Origin of the sequence: Kribbella ginsengisoli (assembly GCF_039537185.1) — a bacterium.
GTDB classification, from domain to species: Bacteria; Actinomycetota; Actinomycetes; order Propionibacteriales; family Kribbellaceae; genus Kribbella; species Kribbella koreensis.
Window position 1 is genome coordinate 82,790 of record NZ_BAABAA010000002.1, and the last position, 16,641, is coordinate 99,430.

Below are 16,641 nucleotides of genomic sequence, written 5' to 3' on the forward strand. Positions count from 1 at the left end.
CTTGGCGGGCGGACTGGCGGGAAATGGCGGGGACTCGTAACTATCCAACGACTACGGTTGGGGCGTGACCACCGTTGAGGAGTACCGACTGCTGGGTTTCACCGATGCCGATCGGGAGGACGCGGAGAAGTTCGAGGCTGATCCGGTCGTCGTCGCGGAGCTGGCCGGGCAGATCCGGGCCGCGATCGGGACGTTCCCGGCGGAGGGTGAGTCCGTCAAGATGCCGGACGACCCGCGGAACACGGTGGCGGCGCTCCTGGAGACGCTGCCCGACATCAGGCGGTACCACCAGCAGCGCGGCATCAGCGACGAGATCAGCTGGGCGACCCTGGCCGACCTCGGCAAGCAGTTGGACGTCCATCGCCGCACCTTCGGGGAGTACGGGCTGGCCACGCACTGGTGGCTGGGCATCCACTGGACCGGGATGATCTTCGCGCTCGGCCGGCTGCAGTTCATGCTCCACCAGGTGCCGGACAGCAACCCGGTGCCGGGGACCGAGCCCGGCGAATGGGTGATCGGCGTCCACATCCCGGAGACCGGCCCGCTGACACCCGAGGCGATCGACGACAGCTTCGCGCAGGCTCGTGAGTTCTTCCCGCGCGTCTTCCCGGAGTACCCGGTCAAGACCGCGACCCTCGGCTCCTGGCTGCTCGATCCGTACCTGCTCGACAACCTGCCGCAGGACTCCAACATGGTTCGCTTCGGCCGCCGCTTCACCCCGTACGGCGTACCGCGCGACTCGCAGGACAGCGCGATCTTCTTCACCTTCCGCAGCCATGACCTCGACCACCTGGACGACTTCCCGCAGGACACCACCCTGCAGCGCCTGATCGTCGCCCGCATCAAGGCCGGCGGCACCTGGCAGAACGCGTTCGGCTACCTCAGGCTTTAGGTACGCCGTACCGGGTCAGCCAGTTGACCAGTTCGATGTTGGAGACGCAGCGGACGTCCTGCTGCGTGCAGGTCTCCTGGACGAAGCTGGTGAGCGCATCGGAGTACACACTGTTGTTCCAGCGGTTGAAGTGGTTGCCGAGGAACAGCGGCGGGTTGCCGCCCGCCCGGGAGCGGGCCAGCGCCATGCGGTAGGTGGCGAGCACCTGTGCCTTGAGGGCGGGCGCATGCGCAGCCGGTGCCTCATGCGCCTCTGTCTGGCTGTACCAGAGGTTGTAGTCCATCGTCAGCGTGTTCTTGTGCGTGCCCGCGAGCTGCACGGACTGCAGTGGGAAGTTCCACAGCCCGTCCTCCTTCTTCGGCCAGGCGATGTAGCCGGGCTCGGAGGCGTCGTACAGCATCCCGCGCTGCTTCATCACTGCCCGGTACGCCGGCCTGTTGCCCTCCAGGCATGGAGTTCGCATCCCCTTGACCGTGCTCGGATCGAACGGCGGCGCGAGCGTCTTGCCCGCGGCCACGGTCGGGCCGGTGCGCACCATCGCGTCGAAGGCGGTCAGCTCCTTGGTCCACTGCGGGCCGGTCCAGCGGTCGATGCCGTCCTTGCCGCAGAAGTGCCCGTTGGCGTGCGTACCGATCTCGTGGCCCTCGGCGATCGCCTGACGCAGTACGACCGCCCGGCGCAGGATCTTCTCGGGATCGCCCCAGCCGATGTCGGACGAGCCGGGCTTCTTGTACGGCGGCTTGTAGTTGGTCTTGTGCGACTGCGGGTAGAGGTACGGGCCGGACAGGAAGAACGTCATCCGGGCGTTGACCTGCTTGGCGACGGCCCGCCAGTGCGCCCAGAGCGGCAGATCGCCGGCGCCGTCGAACGAGATGACCACGAACAGCGGTGGCTTGCCGTTCCTCAGCGTCTTCGGGAACCTCCGCGTGACCGGCGCGGCGGCCGGTGCCTTCACTCCCGGCGGAAGCGTGGTCGACGGATCCGGCGTCACGCTCGGTGTATGGCTGGGGGTGTGGCTCGTGGGCGGCTTGCTCGGCTTCTTGGTCGGGGTTTTGGTGGGCGCAGACGGGTTGCCGCCGGGTGCAGCCCCATCGAGTGGGACGTCGGCACAGCCACCGACCAGTGCCGCCATCACGACGGTACAGGTCAGCAAACGCAGTACTGCGGGCCTCACCACGCCTCTACTGACGCACGGACCGCCGCCCGGGTTGGCCGGGGACACGCGTTCGCGCGGAAAGCGAACGGTTGATCGTTACCCGGCTGTGACCTTCGCCGCCGCCATCGCCTTGCGCTTGTTGGCGACCCGGCGGGTGGTCTCGATCACCAGGCCGATGGTGAAGGCCAGGCTGAGGCTGAAGGCGAGCGCCTTGAGCGAGTCGTGCGCGAACGCGTCGCCGCCCAGGTAACCGAGCAGCGCGACGTAGGTGTAGGCGATCGTCACGCCGGCGATGGTGAACAGGATGAACTTGCGGAACGAGTACGCCGTGGCGCCCGCGGTCAGCGTCGCGACCATCCGCGCGCCCGGGATGTAACGCACCGTCATCAGGATCAGCCCGCCGCGTGAGTGCAGCGCCTTGGAGACCTTCTCGAAGATCCGTTGTCGCTTCTCCTGGCGGCGCATCCAGCGATGCAGCGCGGGACCGGAGCCCCGGCCGAGGAAGTAGCAGACGGACTCGCCGATGACCGAGCCGACCATCGCGGCGACGATCACCAGCAACAGGTTCTGGTGGCCGGCGGCAGCGGCCATCCCGGCGGTGACGACCAGGCCCTCACTCGGAACGACCGGGAAGACGGCGTCGACGGTCGCGGCCACGAACAGCACCAGGATCAGCCAATGCGAAGCCATGGCGATCCCGAGGAGGTGCCGTGCGGCTTCCATCAACTCTGTCACCCCAGGAAGCATGCCATCAGATGTCAACCTCGACCCAATCGGCGGACGGCCGCTCAGGCGGGGAAGTGCCAGGAATTCATCCTCAGGGACCACAGAGTTTCCAGCGGCGCGTCGGCGTACTCGCCGGGGTCGCCGTGCAGGGAACGTTCCCAGACCAGCGTCCGGGCGACCTTGCCGATCCAGCAGGCCAGGTCGAGCTCGGCGACCAGTTCGGCCGGGTTCCCGAACACCTCCAGGTAGGCGTCGCGCGGGCGGCGTACCTGGTCGTCGTCCGGGCCGACGTCGAGGAGCTTGGTCAGTGCGAGCAATGGGATCAGCATGCTGCTGAAGGAGTGGGCGAGCACGCTGTCGCCCCAGTCGTAGAAACGCACCGAGTCGTCCGGGCCGCCGAGGATGTTGTTGGTGTGCAGGTCGTTGTGGTCGAGGCTGGCCCGATCGGGCAGGTCTGCGCAGCGTGCGGTGAACTCCGCGCGTTGCCCGGCGATCCACGCGTGCCGCTCTTTGGCCTCGGCGTCGCCCGACGTCTCGGCGTACCGGCCGGTGACCTCCAGGGCCTCGTCGAAGCGCTGGGGCATCACAGCCGGTCGCATGTCGGTGACTCCGGCGGCGAGGAGGTCCTCGGCGTGCGGTTGCAGTTCGAGCTGCAGTTCGGCGTACTGCGGAAGTACGCGCGTCATCACCTCGGACAGGTCCCGGTCGCCGATTTGCTCGCGCAGCGTCGGGCCGCCGTCCGGCAGCAACACCCAGCCGCGCTGGAGGTCGATGGCGATGGGGTCCAATACGAAGCGCGGGACCATCGTGGCCAGGAGCCGGTAGAGCGGTACTTCGAAGACCGTCGCCGGGCCCGGAGCCTTCAGCCAGACCGGACCGGCGGTCGTGTCGGCGCGCAGTACGGTCCCCCACGCCCGCACCCGCGGCTGAGCCACCTCCCCCACCCGCTCGACACCAGCAGCCACCAACTGCTCATCAAGCCAGGCCCGGGCCTGACCGAGCCACTCTTCAGAGGTCCACGTCGCAGCATCCACACTCGGACCATGCCACGCCCCGGCCCAGACCGCCCGCCAATTACCGATGGCCGGCCTTCTCGAGGATTTCGGCCAGCTCGGGACGGGAGTGGATGCCCAGCTTCGTGTAGACCTTGCGCAGGTGGTACTCGACCGTCTTGGGACTCAGGAAGAGCCGAGCCGCCACACTGCGGATGCTCTGGCCGCTGGCGAGCAGTAGCGCGATCTGCCGCTCCTGTGGAGTCAGGTCGTCCGCGGTACTGGGCTCCCGCCGACGTGCTGTCTCCCCTGTCGCCTTGAGCTCCGCAGCAGCCTGGTCAGCCCAGCCAGGTGCGCCCAGCCGGTCGAAGGCCGCCACTGCTTCGCGTAGCTGCTCGCGGGCGTCCACTCTCCTCCTCATCCGGCGCAGCCAACCGCCATAGGCGAGACGTGTGCGTGCGAACTCGAAGACGTCCAGCGTCCGCGCATGCCACTCCAGCGCGTCCTGGAACTGTTGCTCGTCGTCCTCGACCAGCCCCAGCGCGCGGGCAGCACGCGCCTGCGCCCAGGGCTGCCCTTTCTGGGTCGCTTGCTTCGCGAACACCCGCGCCGCGGTTCTCGCGTCCTCAACTCGCCCCAAGCGCAGGTAGACCTCCACCAGCTCGGGCGCTGGTGACAGGTCGGGGTCCAACACACCCAACGAGGCCAGTACCTCCGCCAAGCGCTCGTACTGCGGTAGCGCCCGCTGCGGATCGCCCTTGCCCAGCTCGAGGTCGCCCAGCGCGAACAGCGACCAGACCAGCCCGAGGTGGACCTGCCGTTCCGCGCCGATCTGCATTGCTTCGGCCGCGGCTGCCCGGCACTCGTCGGTGCGACTCTGGTGCGCCAACAACCACGCCAGGCCGGCCAGGTTGCTCGCCAGCTCCGTGGTCTGCCCGGTCTCGCGACTCAGCCGGATGCCTTCGTCATACGAGGCCGCTGCATCGGCCCACCGGTCGGTGGTCGCGTCGTCGCGGGCCAGCTGGAACAGGACGGCCGGTAGTACGCCTACTGCGACCTGGTCACGGCGTTCGCGCATCGCCGCTTCGATCAGAGCCCTGCCGGTGCCGGTCTCGCGCAGGAACATCGGTGCGAGCATCATCCAGACCTGCCGTCGCCGGTCGTGGTCCAAGGCGACCGATGGCGCAAGCTCGATGGCCTGGCGGATCTCCTCGGTACCACCGCGGCCGGACAGCACCTTGGCGACACCACTGGCGAGCAGGCCGATGACACGTGTTCCTGGGCGCTCGACCTGCTGCAGTAGGTCGCTCAGGTCGTCTGCTGTCTTCAGTGCTGTGGCTGCGTCGCCTAGACGGAAGCAGGCGTTGACCACATCGGCCAGCAGGCCTACGGCGGCTTCGGGATCGGTGGTCTCGGCTGCCGCGGCGACGAGGATGTCGCGTGCGCGTGCTGGGGAGCCACACTTCACTGCGATGTCACCACGGAGTTCGTCGGCCTGCGTGCGGACGGGGCCGGGTGGGTCGAGGGTCAGCGCTTCGTTGAGTAGGGCGTCGGCTCGGTCGGGCATGCCGGCGAACCAGGCTGCTTGGCCGGCTGCGACCAGGCGTAGCGCGCGAGCGCTCGTAGTACCGGTGAGGCGGGCGGCTCGCTCGTAGGCGGTTGCTGCTACTGCGTGTGCTCCTCGGTCGACGGCATGGTCGCCCGCTAGCTCCAGTGCTGCCGCTACTACGTCGTCTGTACCAAGCACTGTCTCCGACAGATGCCAGGCCCGGCGGTCGGCATCCTGTACTGCGTTGGCGACCGCGAGGTGAACAGTGCGGCGTTGCGCGGGCTCGGCATTCGCATAGATCGCCGACCGCACCAGAGGATGCCTGAACTCAACTCTGCCGTCCTTGAGGTGGATGAGCCCTGCCTGCTCGCCCTCACCCAGCACTGCAACGTCTACTTCAAGCTCATCGCAAGCTCTCGCCACCACTCCCAGGTCCCCGTCCTCCACCGAGGCAACGAGCAGTGCCCGCTGTGCGGCGTCGCTGAGCTTGTGAGCCCTTGCAGCGAAGGCATCCGCAAGCAGAGCCGGCACAGGCACCGGCACCCCCGGCGGCACTCGCTGCAACTGCTCCGGATCCCTAGCCAACTCCAGCAACGCCAGCGGGTTCCCCGCCACAGTCCGATGCAAGCTAGCGACCAGATCAACCGGCAACCCAGCGACCAACTCCTGAGCCGCCGCCAACCCCACCCCGCCCAACCGCAGCTCCGGCAAATCAGCCCCAGCCAAGGGATGCGTCTCCCCCGCCCGAGCAGCGATCACCAGCCCAATCGGATCCGCCACCAACCGCCGCGCCGCAAACAACAACGCCTCCGCCGACGGCAGATCCACCCACTGCGCATCATCAACCAACACCACCACCGGCGCCCCCTCCGCATACCGGCAAACCAAACTCAACACCGCAGCCCCCACAGCAAACCGCTCCTCAGCACTGGGGTGACCAGCACTGTCATCTAGAGCGAGAGCTGCAGAGAGTGCTCTGCGTTGGGGAGGTGGGATGCGGGGTAGTTCTCCGAGGGCGGGGCGGAGGAGTTGGAGGAGGGTGCCGAAGGGGAGTTCTTGTTCGGCTTCGGTGCCTTGGGCTTTGAGGACGCGCAGGCCTGCGGCGAGCATCGCCGCCTCCGTCACGAGAGCTGTCTTGCCGATGCCCGGTTCCCCGGTGATCAGCAGTACCCCGCTGGATCCCACCCGCGCCCCCGCGACCAGCCGTTCGATCGCCCGCCGTTCGGCGTCCCGCCCGATCAGCATGTCTGGCAGTACACACCAGGTGGGTCACCTGATGCGAGCACCTACCCGCGCTTCCTAGGTTCGCAGTACAGATCCAGGGAGGGAACTGAGATGACAACAGTTGCGATCGACATGGACAAACTGATGGCCTTCGTGGGCCAGGCAGTAGGCGAGGTAGGCGCGACGCTCAACGCCGCGCTGGTGGTGATGGGCGACCGCCTCGGCTATTACCACGCACTGGCCGACGGTGGCGCGACCACACCGGCCGAACTGGCGGAGAAGACCTCCACCAGTGAGCACTACGCCCGCGAGTGGCTCAATGCCCAAGCAGCAGGCGGTTTCGTCGAGTACGACCCGCACACGGGCAAGTACCTACTGCCACCGGAACAGGCTGTAGCGCTGACCGACGAGAGCAGCCCGGCGTTCCTGCCCGGCTTCTTCCAGATCGCGCTCGGCACCGTGCAGCACACCACCGAGACCATCGAGGCGGCCCGCAGCGGCGCAGGGATCGGCTGGCACGAGCACAACTCCGACGTACACCTCGGCTGCGAGCGCTTCTTCCGCCCCGGCTACAACGCCAACCTGATCGCCGGCTGGCTCCCCGCGCTCGACGACGTGGTCCAGAAGCTGGAGTCGGGAGCCCGGGTGGCCGACATCGGCTGCGGGCACGGCGCCTCGACCATCCTGATGGCACAGGCGTACCCGCAGTCCACCTTCATCGGCTCGGACTACCACCCGGAGTCGATCGAGACGGCCCGCCGGCGTGCGGCCGAGGCAGGTGTCACGGACCGCGTGACGTTCGAGGTGGCGCCTGCGACGAAGTACAGCGGAACCGGGTACGACCTGGTGACCACGTTCGACGCGCTGCACGACATGGGCGACCCGGTGGGCGCCGCCAAGCACGTACGCGAGTCGCTGGCATCCGACGGCACCTGGATGGTCGTCGAGCCGATGGCAGGTGACCGAGTCGAGGACAACCTCAACCCGGTCGGCCGTGCGTACTACGGCTTCTCCACGCTGCTCTGTACTCCGGCTTCGCTCTCCCAGGACGTCGGTCTGGCGCTGGGAACGCAGGCCGGACCGGCCCGGATCCGCGACGTCACCACGGCGGCGGGCTTCACCCGGTTCCGTACTGCGGCCGAGACCCCGTTCAACCTGGTCTTCGAGGTCCGGCCCTGAGACAGTGCCGAAATAGCTGACATCGAAGGGCCTTGGGGGCTAGGGAGATGAAACCGGAGCGACCCGCTCGACCGGCGGACCAGGTGGGGACGGTCGAGCGGGACGGGGTGACCATCGCGTACCAGGTGTGGGACGGGCCCGCCGTCGAGAGGGGGAACGGCGGGCCCACAGTCGTACTGATGCCGACCTGGTCGATCGTGCCGTCCCGCATGTGGAAGGCGCAGGTCCCGTACCTGGCCAGGCACTTCCGGGTGGTCACCATCGACGGCAGGGGTTCCGGGGCGTCCAGTAAGCCGGTAGGAGCCGCGGCGTACGCCGAAGCGGAGTACGTGGCCGACACTCTCGCAGTACTGGACGCGGTTGGGGTCAGCGAGTGCGTATTGGTCGGCTTCTCCCGTGGCGTTCCCTGGGCATTGCAGGTGGCTGCGGCTCAGCCGAGTCGGGTACGCGGGGTCGTGTGCGTGGGGAGCGCACCCGGCCTCGTCCCGGACCCCAAGGGGTTGTGGAGCGAGCGCCAGCCGACCAGCGAGGGCTGGGCGAAGTACAACCGCTACTACTGGCAGGAAGGCGACTACGAGGAGTTCCTCAAGTTCTTCTTCGGCCAGGTCTTCATCGAGCCGCACTCGAGTAAGCAGATCGAGGACGGCGTCCGCTGGGGTCTACAGATCGGCCCCGACCGCCTGGTCGACACAGAAGCCGCCCGCCAAGCCCAGCAGCCGTCGCTGCCACCTGTGCAGTGCCCAGTGCTCATAGTCCACGGCGCCGACGACCCGGTACGACCGCTTGCCGACGCTCGACTCCTGGCCGAGCTGACCGGCGGCACCCTGGTCACCATCGAAGGCGGCGGCCACGCCCCACACGCCCGGGACCCCGTCTTCTTCAACCGCCTCCTGAAAGACTTCATCACCGCCCAGCAGCCTGTAGTCGCCGCTGGGCAGCAGCCGGTACGGCGTACTTGGGTACGCGCACTCAACCGCCCCCGCCGAGCTCTCTACCTCTCGTCGCCCATCGGCCTCGGCCATGCGAAACGCGACCTGGCCATCGCCCAAGAACTCCGGCTGCTGCGTCCCGACCTGCAGCTCGACTGGCTCGCGCAGCATCCCGTCACCAGAGTGCTGCAGGATGCCGGCGAAATAGTGCACCCGGCATCCAGCCTGTTGATCAGCGAAGCCGCGCACGTCGACTTCGAGGCCGACGACCACGACCTGCACGCGTTCCAGGCGATCCGCCGGATGGACGAGATCCTGGTCGCGAACTTCCTCACCTTCGCCGACGTGGTCGACGACCGCTACTACGACCTGGTGATCGCCGACGAAGCGTGGGAGGTCGACTACTTCCTGCACGAGAACCCGGAGCTGAAGCACTTCGGCTACGCCTGGCTGACCGACTTCATCGGCTGGCTCCCGATGCCCGACGGCGGCCCCGCCGAAGCCGCCCTCACCGCCGACTACAACGCCGAGATGCTCGAACACCGAGCCCGCTACCCGCGCCTCCGCGACCACTCGATCTTCGTCGGCGACCCCGAAGACATCGTCACCACCACCTTCGGCCCCGGCCTCCCCTCGATCCGCGACTGGGCCACCACCAACTACACCTTTACCGGCTACATCGGAGCCACTCCACCCACCCCAGCAGGCCCACGCAGCAAGCAGCCCCGCTGTGTGGTGAGCGTAGGCGGATCAGCAGCCGGCAAGGCTCTGCTGCACCGAGTACTAGACGCAGTACCCATGGCCCGCCGACTGGTGCCCGGCCTGGAGTTCGTCTTCGTCACCGGCCCCCGCATCGACCCGGACGACCTACCACCCACCGAAGGCGTCAGCATCCACGGCTACCTACCCGACCTGAACCAGCAGCTGGCCGTAGCGGACCTCGCCATCACCCAGGGCGGCCTGTCCACCTGCATGGAGCTGACCGCCCTTCGCATCCCCTTCATCTACGTGCCACTCGAGCACCACTTCGAGCAGAACTTCCACGTCCGAGCCCGCCTCGAACGCCACAACGCCGGCCACCACCTGCCCTATGAAGCAGCCAGCAATCCACAACTCCTCGCCGAGGCGATCGCCAAACAGCTGACCCAACCCATCGACTACCTCGCCATCCCCACCAACGGCGCCACCCGCGCCGCCAACCTCCTCAACGAACTCCTCTGACCGCCCGCGATGACCGAGCTCGCCGGCATGCCGGTCGACCGCCGGACTGGTCAGCCAGCGCAAGCTCAGGCGGACCGTCGTTCAGCGCTCGACTGAGCGGCCCCGCAGCCGGTCCAGCGTGACGACCAGTACCACGGTTACCGCTAGCAGCACGAGCGACTCGGCCGCGGCGGTGAAGGTTTGGCCGCGGTCGGTGAGGGCGAAGACGCTGACCGGCAGAGTTCGCCAGGACGCCGGGTAGACCATGATCGTGGCGCCGACCTCGCCCATCGAGAGCGCGATCGACAAGCTCGCGGCGGAGACGATCGCCGGACGGAGCATCGGCAACCGGATCCGCCAGAGCACTCGTGCGGGCGACGCTCCGAGCGAGGCGGCGACTTCGGCGTACGCGTCGTCTGTTCGCTGCAGTGCGGCGACGACCGTTCCGTAGCTGAAGGCAACCATCAGGACCAGGTGCGCGATCACCACGATCCACTTGGTGCCGTTGAGCAGTACCGGCTGGCGCGAGAACGCGACGAGCAGGCTGAGGCCTACGACTACTGACGGTACTGCGATCGGCAGGTGATGCAGCGCATCCGCCAACCGGGCAAGGGATTTCGACGCGCTGCGTGCTGCGAGCGCGGCCCACGTACCGAGGGCAACCGCGAGCAACCCGCCGAGGAACGCCGTCTGCAGACTGACCGTGAGCGAGGCCAACTCGTCGCCCGACAACGCCTCAATCAGATGCGACCCGGTCGGGCCGGACGGGAACACCCCGTTCCAGCTGCCCGCGAAGGCGGCCGCCGCGACGACGATGAAGGGCGCTAGGACGAGTACGCCGAAGACGAGTGCGAACGCGACCCAGGCGACGAGCTTGCCCGGCTTAGTCCAGAGCAGCACGGCGGCCTCCTTGCCGGGTCAGAACGGCGCGCATGGCGACGTACAGGCCGATCGAGAGCACTACCTGGACGACCGCGATCACGCACGCGCCCGGGTAGTCGAACATCACGATGCCCTTGGTGTGCACCAGCATCGGCAACGTCGTCGTATCCCGCGCCCCGAGGAACAACACGATCCCGAACTCATTGAGCGTCAACAACAAAGTCAACCCGCCACCCGCCGCCAAGGCCGGCCTCACCTCAGGCAGTACGACCTGCCGGAGCACTCGCCAAGGCCCACCGCCGAGACTCGCCGCGACATCGAGCTGCACCCGCGGAATCTGCCCCATCGCCCCGAGCAGCGGCCGCATCACGAACGGCGTATAGAAGGTGATCTCCGCCAGAATCACCGCCCACGGCGTAGTCAAGAACCCGCTGTCCCCAACCAGCGCCCCCAGCACTCCCGCCGACCCGTAAACGAACGTGAACGACAACGCCACCAGGAACGACGGCAACGCCAGCATCGCGTCAACCATCCCGGCGATCACCCGAGCCCCCGGAAACGGCACGTAACTGATCACCACCGCCAGAAACGTCCCCACCACCATGCACCCAACCGTCGAACAGACCGCGATCTGCACGGTCCGCACCAACGCAGCCCGAAACTCCCCCGACCCCACCACCGCCCGCCAGGTCGCGAACCCGCCGGTGAACGACTCCTGCGCCACCAACACCAACGGATAAACAACCAGCCCCACCAACACCAGCAGCGGCGGCACCAACCACACCGACCGACCGACCCGCCTCGACGAACCTTGGTTGCCTAGAGCAAGCGGCGTCCCCAACGCCTCAACCGCCATCAGCGCCCCTCCGCCGCAACCAAAGTACAAGCCTCAACCGGCAGTTCGATCGACACCTTCGCCCCCACCGCAGGCACCCGCCCACCAGCCGGTACGTCGACCTGCACCGCCACCCCCGGCAACCCATCGATCGCACAAGTCAACCGACTGGACGCCCCACGCCACTGCGCGGCCACCAACTGCGCCGCCCACCGATCAACGCCGTCGCCACCGTCAGGCCCACCGCTTCCGGCCGCGCCCCCACTACTTCCGCCGACCGCGCTGGCGCCGCCGGCGCGGTCGGTGAGTTTGATGGCGTGCGGCCGGATGCAAAGCAGCAACTCCTCGCCGAGTCGGCGGCCGGCGGCCACCTCGCCCTCGTCTCCCGACGCGGGAACGTCGTACCGGCGCCCGCCTGCCGCTGGCGGCCGAAGGCCCTTGACCTGCTGTCCAGCAAGACGGACTTCTTCCTCCTCCACCTCGACCGGGAGGAGATTGGCGCCGCCCAGGAAGGAGGCGGTGAAGGCTGTGGGTGGGGTGGCGTAGAGGTCGGCTGCCGGCGCGATGTCGACAAGTCGAGCATCTCGCATGACGGCGATTCGGTCGGCCAGCGCGAGCGCCTCGGACTGGTCGTGGGTTACGTAGATGATCGCCACGTCCGGTACCTCGCGCCGGAGCTTCTGCAGTTCGCCCAGCAGGTCGGCGCGCAACTGTGCATCCAACGCAGCCAACGGCTCGTCGAGCAGCAGTACCGGCGGTTGGATGGCGAGTGCCCGGGCGATGGCGACCCGCTGCTGCTGCCCACCGGACAACTCCCGCGGATACCGGCGAGCGAACTTCGCCATCCCCACCATCTCGAGCATCTCAGCAACCCGCCGAGCGACCTCCGCCTTCGGCTTGCGAGCCGCCTTCAACCCGAAGGCGACGTTGTCGGCAACCCGGAGATGCGGGAACAGCGCATACTGCTGCACCACCACCCCAATCCCACGCCGAGCCGGCGGTACGCCGGTGACGTCCTGCCCGCCCAGCCAAACCCGCCCCCGAGTAGGCCGCACAAACCCCGCAACCGCCTTCAAGGCAGTCGACTTGCCCGACCCCGACGGCCCGAGCAACGCCACCGTCTCACCAGCCGCGACCGTGAGATCGAGCCCCTCCAGCGCGACCGTCTGACCGAACTGGACGGTCACATCCTCGAGCCGAACAGTCATCCCTGAACTGCCTTGTCGTACGCCGCGACATCCGCATCAAGCGAGGCAAGCACTGCGTTCCAATCCGGCTGCCAGACCTCCACCCCAGCCATTGCCTTGAGCACCGACTGGTAGTTCGCATCAGTCGGCTGGACGTCCGCCCGAGCCGGAATCCCGAAGGCATCCCCGGAGACCGTCTGCTGCGCTTCAGGCGAGAGCAGGTACGTCATCAGCTTCTCGCCACCATCCTTGTTCGGCGCCCCCGCGCCGAGCCCCATCACATACGGCAGAGCGACCGTACTGCGCTTCCCATCAGCCGTCGCCGGGAAGAACACCTGGAAGGCCGACTTGTCGTTGGCGATCGAGGTCAGGTTCATCTGCACGTCGCCGTTGGCCAGGTAGATCTCACCCTTGCTCACCTTCGGCTGCAGCTTGCCGGTGGACGCGGACGGCCCGACGTTGTTCGCCTCGAGCTTCTTCAGATAGTCGAGCGCCCCCTCCTTGCCAAGAAGGTGCTGTAGCAACAGCAACACCGCAGTACCGTCGCCGGCCTGCCCAGGCGTCGAGTACTGGATCTTGCCCTTGAAGCGCGGATCCAGCAGCTCGTCGAACGTCTTCGGCAGCGCACCCTTCGACGGGTTCGCGATGAAGCTCAGGTAGTTGTCGATCACGGTCACGTAGTCGGCGGCCTTCGGCCCCTTGACCTGGTCACTGCCCGGAACCTGATAGTCCTGCAGCAGCTTGTCGGCCGACGCCTTCTGAATGAACGGCGGCAGTGTGATGACGACGTCAGCCTGCGGGTTCGACTTCTCCTTCTGCAGCCGGGAGACGACCTCACCCGAACCGGCCTCGACCAGCTGCACCTTGGTACCGGTCTGCTTGGTGAAGGCGTCGAACCTGGTCTTGTACCAATCGGCCAGACCATCAGCGCTGTAGACGGTGACGACCTTGCCGCTGGAGTCACCGGCCCCGTTGGTGGAGGCTGCGCCGGTACCACCGCAGGCGACGAGCGAGGTGAGCAGGGCACCGGCGAGCAGACCGGTGAGGACACGCGAGCGGAACATCACAACTCCGTTTTGGCTAGCAGGCCGGGCAGGTCCCGGACCGACTCGAGTACATGCGTGGCACCCGCGGCAACGAGCTGATCGTTGCCATGGGCACCGGTGAGGACCCCGGCGACGATCCCGGCACCGGCCCGGACCCCCGTGGTCATGTCGTACGCCGTGTCGCCGGCCACGGCCACGTCGGCCACGGCATCGGCTTTCAGTTCGAGCAATGCCTTGAGGACCATGTCCGGGTACGGCCGGCCGCGACCCGCCTGCGCGGGGCAGAGGGTGAGGTCGGCGAGGTTCTTCCAGCCGAGCGCGCCGAGGATCCGCTGCTGCGTCGTCTCGGAGAATCCGGTGGTCAGACAGACCTTGATCCCACGGCTCCTGAGCTCGCGGATCGCGTCCTCGGCGCCGTCGACCGGGGCGCTGTGACCTTCGTCGACGAGCATCCCGTACGCGGTCTCGAACGCCTGGTTGGCCTGTTGCGCCGCCGCCTCGTCGTTGTCGAGCAGATCCCGGAAGACGGTGATCTTCGACTCCCCCATCGTCGCCCGGACATGGGCCAGCATCCCGTCGTACTTCGGGCTGCCGGATTCGATGCCTTGGGCACCGATCGCCTGGGTGAACGCCTTCTCGACCAGGCCGTCGTCGGCAACCGTAGTACCGGCCATGTCGAGCACCACGAGCTGGATCACAGTCCTGCCGCCGAGTAGCTGGTCTCGGCGATCGCGGGCGACATCGTCATGCCGCGGCCGCCGGGACCGGTGACGAGCGTGACGTTGTCGGCGACGGTTCGGCGTACGGCGATCTCGGCCTCGGTGGCCTGCGAGTAGACGCCCGCCCACCGGCGTACGACCGGCGGCAGCTCGCGCCCGAGCAGGCTCTCGACCGTCGACCTCAGGTAGTCGTAGGGATCGCTCTGTACGTCGAAGCCGAACGGCTCCGCGTATTCGTGCGTGTCACCGATCGTCAGCCCGCCGTCGGCCCGCTGGACCATCAGCAGCTGCATCGCGTTGTCGGCGGCAACAGTTGCCTGAGGCGTCTGCTTGAGCGCATCGAGCGCCATTCCCTGGTACGCCGGGTAGTACCGGAAACTGTCCGCGTCGGCGACTGCCGTCGTGAGCTGCTCGTCGAGCGGAGCCGTCTGCATCATCTGCAGCCGGACCCGGCGTACCGGCAGCTCGCCGGCCAGCTCGCGGATCAGCCCGCTGTGCCAGGCGCCGGTGCAGAGGAAGATCTCGTCGGCCGCGTGGATCTCGCCGTGGTCGTCCCGCACCTCGCCGGTACTGACGTCACGGACCTCACGGCCGGGGACGAACTGGTACCGACCGGACTTCTCCAGTTCGGCCCGCAACTCGCGGAGCACCTTGCGCGGCTCGACGATCGCGTCCCGCTCACACCAGAGAGCGCCGAGGAGGTCGCCCTTGAGCGCGGGGTTGCGGTTTGTGGTCTGCTCGGCGTCGAGCAGTTGGAAGCCACGTGCGGCCGCATCAGGCTTGCCGGCAGCCTCCTTGGCTACGGCCAGCTCATCCTCGGTCCGGCAGACGGTCAGCGAGCCGGCCGGGCGGAAACCGATCCCGGGCACGCGCTCCCACAGCTCCCGGGCCCGCAAGGCGGCCTCCAGCTCGGCGCCCACGGCCCGGCCGCTGACCCAGACCAGCCCGAAGTTCCGGACGCTGGCCCCGCGGCCCTCGCGCTCCCGCTCGATCTGGACCACGTCATACCCACGCCTCACCCCCTCCCACGCATGAAACGTCCCCAGCACGCCACCACCAACCACCACAATCCGCATGCCTCCAAGATTGGTCCGGACCAATTACACCCAGCCCGACTCCCCCCAACCACCAGATGAACCCCGCCCAAACAACCAGTGCCCCACCCACCACCCCACCCACCAAAGCCACCTCCCCCACCCACCTGCCCCACCCGCGCCGTCCCGCCCACCCCGCGCCGTCCCGCCCACCCCGCCCCCGCCCCGCGCCGTTTCAGGGGTTAACCCCGCAGATTGTGGGTTGCACCTTGAGATACTCGGGGGGCAACCCACCGTTTCAGGGGTTAACCCCTGAAACGTCGCGGGGTGAGGGCGAGGCTGAGCGCGGCGTCCGTAGTACCGGCTAGGGACGGAGGGTCGCGCGGAAGCCGACTCGATCGCCCCGATACAGGGAGCGGACCGCCTCGATCGGGCGGCCGTCGGTGTCGCGGCTGGTGCGGTGGAGGAGCAGCATCGGGAGGGACTGGGTCGCCTTCAGGAGATCGGCCTCGCGCGGGGTCGCGATCACCGTCTCGACCAGTTCCTCGCCCTCGCCGAAGCGGACGCCCAGCTCATCCGTCAGGCAGCGATACAGCGACCCCTCCGGCTTGAGCACGTCGCGCAACGTCGGGAAACGCGCCACCGACATGTACGTCGTCTCCAACCCGATCGGCTGCCCATCAGCGAGCAACACCCGCTCCAGCCGATATACCGGATCACCGACCGTGATCCCGAGCTGCTCGGACAGCAACTCGTCCGCCTCGATCTCCTCGAAGGCCACCAGCTCGCGCCCAGGCTGCTGCCCCTGCGCCCGCAACGCCTCCGTATAGCTCACCAGCGCCAACGGCTGGATCAGCTTCGGCGTCGCCACGAACGTCCCCTGCCCCTGCCGCGCCCGCAGCCGGCCGTCCGCGATCAGCTCGCGGATCGCCTGCCGCATCGTCCACCGGGAGACGCCGAACTCCTTCGCCAGCGTCCGCTCGGGCGGCAACGCGGCCCCTTCACCGAGTTCCTCGAGCAGCCCGACGAGCCGGGTCTTGACGGCGAAATGCAGCGGCACGCTCACCCGCCAGACGATATCCGGACTTCCC

At 67.9% G+C, this 16,641-nt stretch carries 14 protein-coding genes; 3 read left to right on the forward strand and 11 right to left on the reverse strand.

All coding sequences use genetic code 11. The annotated features are described in order from the left end of the window. Window positions 1-64: 64 nt before the first annotated feature. Entirely contained in the window at window positions 65-892 is an 828-nt protein-coding gene (locus ABD768_RS07625; protein WP_343982499.1) for an acyltransferase domain-containing protein, read from the forward strand. Here the strand turns inward: ABD768_RS07625 and ABD768_RS07630 are convergent. The 4 genes from ABD768_RS07630 to ABD768_RS07645 all read right to left on the reverse strand — a co-directional run bounded on the left by ABD768_RS07630 (window position 882) and on the right by ABD768_RS07645 (window position 6,560). After that, window positions 882-2,066 carry a polysaccharide deacetylase family protein gene (locus ABD768_RS07630; RefSeq protein WP_343982496.1) on the reverse strand — a complete coding sequence of 395 codons (1,185 nt, stop codon included), beginning with the start codon at window positions 2,064-2,066 and terminating at the stop codon, window positions 882-884. The two genes, ABD768_RS07625 and ABD768_RS07630, sit on opposite strands and share 11 nt — an antisense overlap. A 78-nt stretch (window positions 2,067-2,144) precedes the next feature. After that, window positions 2,145-2,783: a DedA family protein gene (locus ABD768_RS07635; RefSeq protein WP_343982493.1), complete on the reverse strand. Its 639-nt coding sequence runs from the start codon at window positions 2,781-2,783 to the stop codon at window positions 2,145-2,147. A 53-nt stretch (window positions 2,784-2,836) separates the two neighbouring features. After that, entirely contained in the window at window positions 2,837-3,808 is a 972-nt protein-coding gene (locus ABD768_RS07640; protein ID WP_344838834.1) for a phosphotransferase family protein, read from the reverse strand. A gap of 40 nt (window positions 3,809-3,848) precedes the next feature. Next, entirely contained in the window at window positions 3,849-6,560 is a 2,712-nt protein-coding gene (locus ABD768_RS07645; protein ID WP_344838837.1) for a helix-turn-helix transcriptional regulator, read from the reverse strand. Between the two features lie 90 nt (window positions 6,561-6,650). On the opposite strand from ABD768_RS07645, the gene ABD768_RS07650 reads away from it, so the two are divergent. Both ABD768_RS07650 and ABD768_RS07655 read left to right on the forward strand, forming a co-directional pair. After that, window positions 6,651-7,718: a class I SAM-dependent methyltransferase gene (locus tag ABD768_RS07650; protein WP_344838839.1), complete on the forward strand. Its 1,068-nt coding sequence runs from the start codon at window positions 6,651-6,653 to the stop codon at window positions 7,716-7,718. A gap of 47 nt (window positions 7,719-7,765) precedes the next feature. Further along, window positions 7,766-9,868: an alpha/beta hydrolase gene (locus ABD768_RS07655; protein ID WP_344838841.1), complete on the forward strand. Its 2,103-nt coding sequence runs from the start codon at window positions 7,766-7,768 to the stop codon at window positions 9,866-9,868. An 81-nt stretch (window positions 9,869-9,949) separates the two neighbouring features. Here ABD768_RS07655 and ABD768_RS07660 read toward each other — a convergent pair whose 3' ends face one another. The 7 genes from ABD768_RS07660 to ABD768_RS07690 all read right to left on the reverse strand — a co-directional run bounded on the left by ABD768_RS07660 (window position 9,950) and on the right by ABD768_RS07690 (window position 16,616). Then, the gene (locus ABD768_RS07660; RefSeq protein ID WP_344838844.1) at window positions 9,950-10,747 is read right to left on the reverse strand and encodes an ABC transporter permease; all 798 of its coding nucleotides are present in this window, start codon (window positions 10,745-10,747) and stop codon (window positions 9,950-9,952) included. Beyond that, window positions 10,731-11,504, reverse strand: a complete 774-nt coding sequence (locus tag ABD768_RS07665; protein WP_344838847.1) for a 2-aminoethylphosphonate ABC transporter permease subunit — start codon at window positions 11,502-11,504, stop codon at window positions 10,731-10,733. Before ABD768_RS07665 ends, ABD768_RS07660 begins: the two co-directional genes overlap by 17 nt. A gap of 80 nt (window positions 11,505-11,584) precedes the next feature. Then, window positions 11,585-12,772, reverse strand: coding sequence for an ABC transporter ATP-binding protein (locus ABD768_RS07670; RefSeq protein ID WP_344838849.1), 1,188 nt, complete (start codon window positions 12,770-12,772; stop codon window positions 11,585-11,587). Next, the gene (locus ABD768_RS07675; RefSeq protein WP_344838852.1) at window positions 12,769-13,815 is read right to left on the reverse strand and encodes a 2-aminoethylphosphonate ABC transporter substrate-binding protein; all 1,047 of its coding nucleotides are present in this window, start codon (window positions 13,813-13,815) and stop codon (window positions 12,769-12,771) included. Before ABD768_RS07675 ends, ABD768_RS07670 begins: the two co-directional genes overlap by 4 nt. Continuing rightward, window positions 13,815-14,495 carry a phosphonatase-like hydrolase gene (locus ABD768_RS07680; protein WP_344838855.1) on the reverse strand — a complete coding sequence of 227 codons (681 nt, stop codon included), beginning with the start codon at window positions 14,493-14,495 and terminating at the stop codon, window positions 13,815-13,817. The genes ABD768_RS07675 and ABD768_RS07680 overlap by 1 nt, the downstream gene beginning before the upstream one ends. Beyond that, window positions 14,492-15,592, reverse strand: a complete 1,101-nt coding sequence (locus ABD768_RS07685) for a TIGR03364 family FAD-dependent oxidoreductase (protein ID WP_344838858.1) — start codon at window positions 15,590-15,592, stop codon at window positions 14,492-14,494. Before ABD768_RS07685 ends, ABD768_RS07680 begins: the two co-directional genes overlap by 4 nt. A gap of 322 nt (window positions 15,593-15,914) precedes the next feature. Beyond that, window positions 15,915-16,616 (reverse strand): GntR family transcriptional regulator, encoded by a 702-nt coding sequence (locus ABD768_RS07690; RefSeq protein ID WP_344838861.1) that lies wholly within the window; start codon window positions 16,614-16,616, stop codon window positions 15,915-15,917. Window positions 16,617-16,641: the final 25 nt, after the last annotated feature.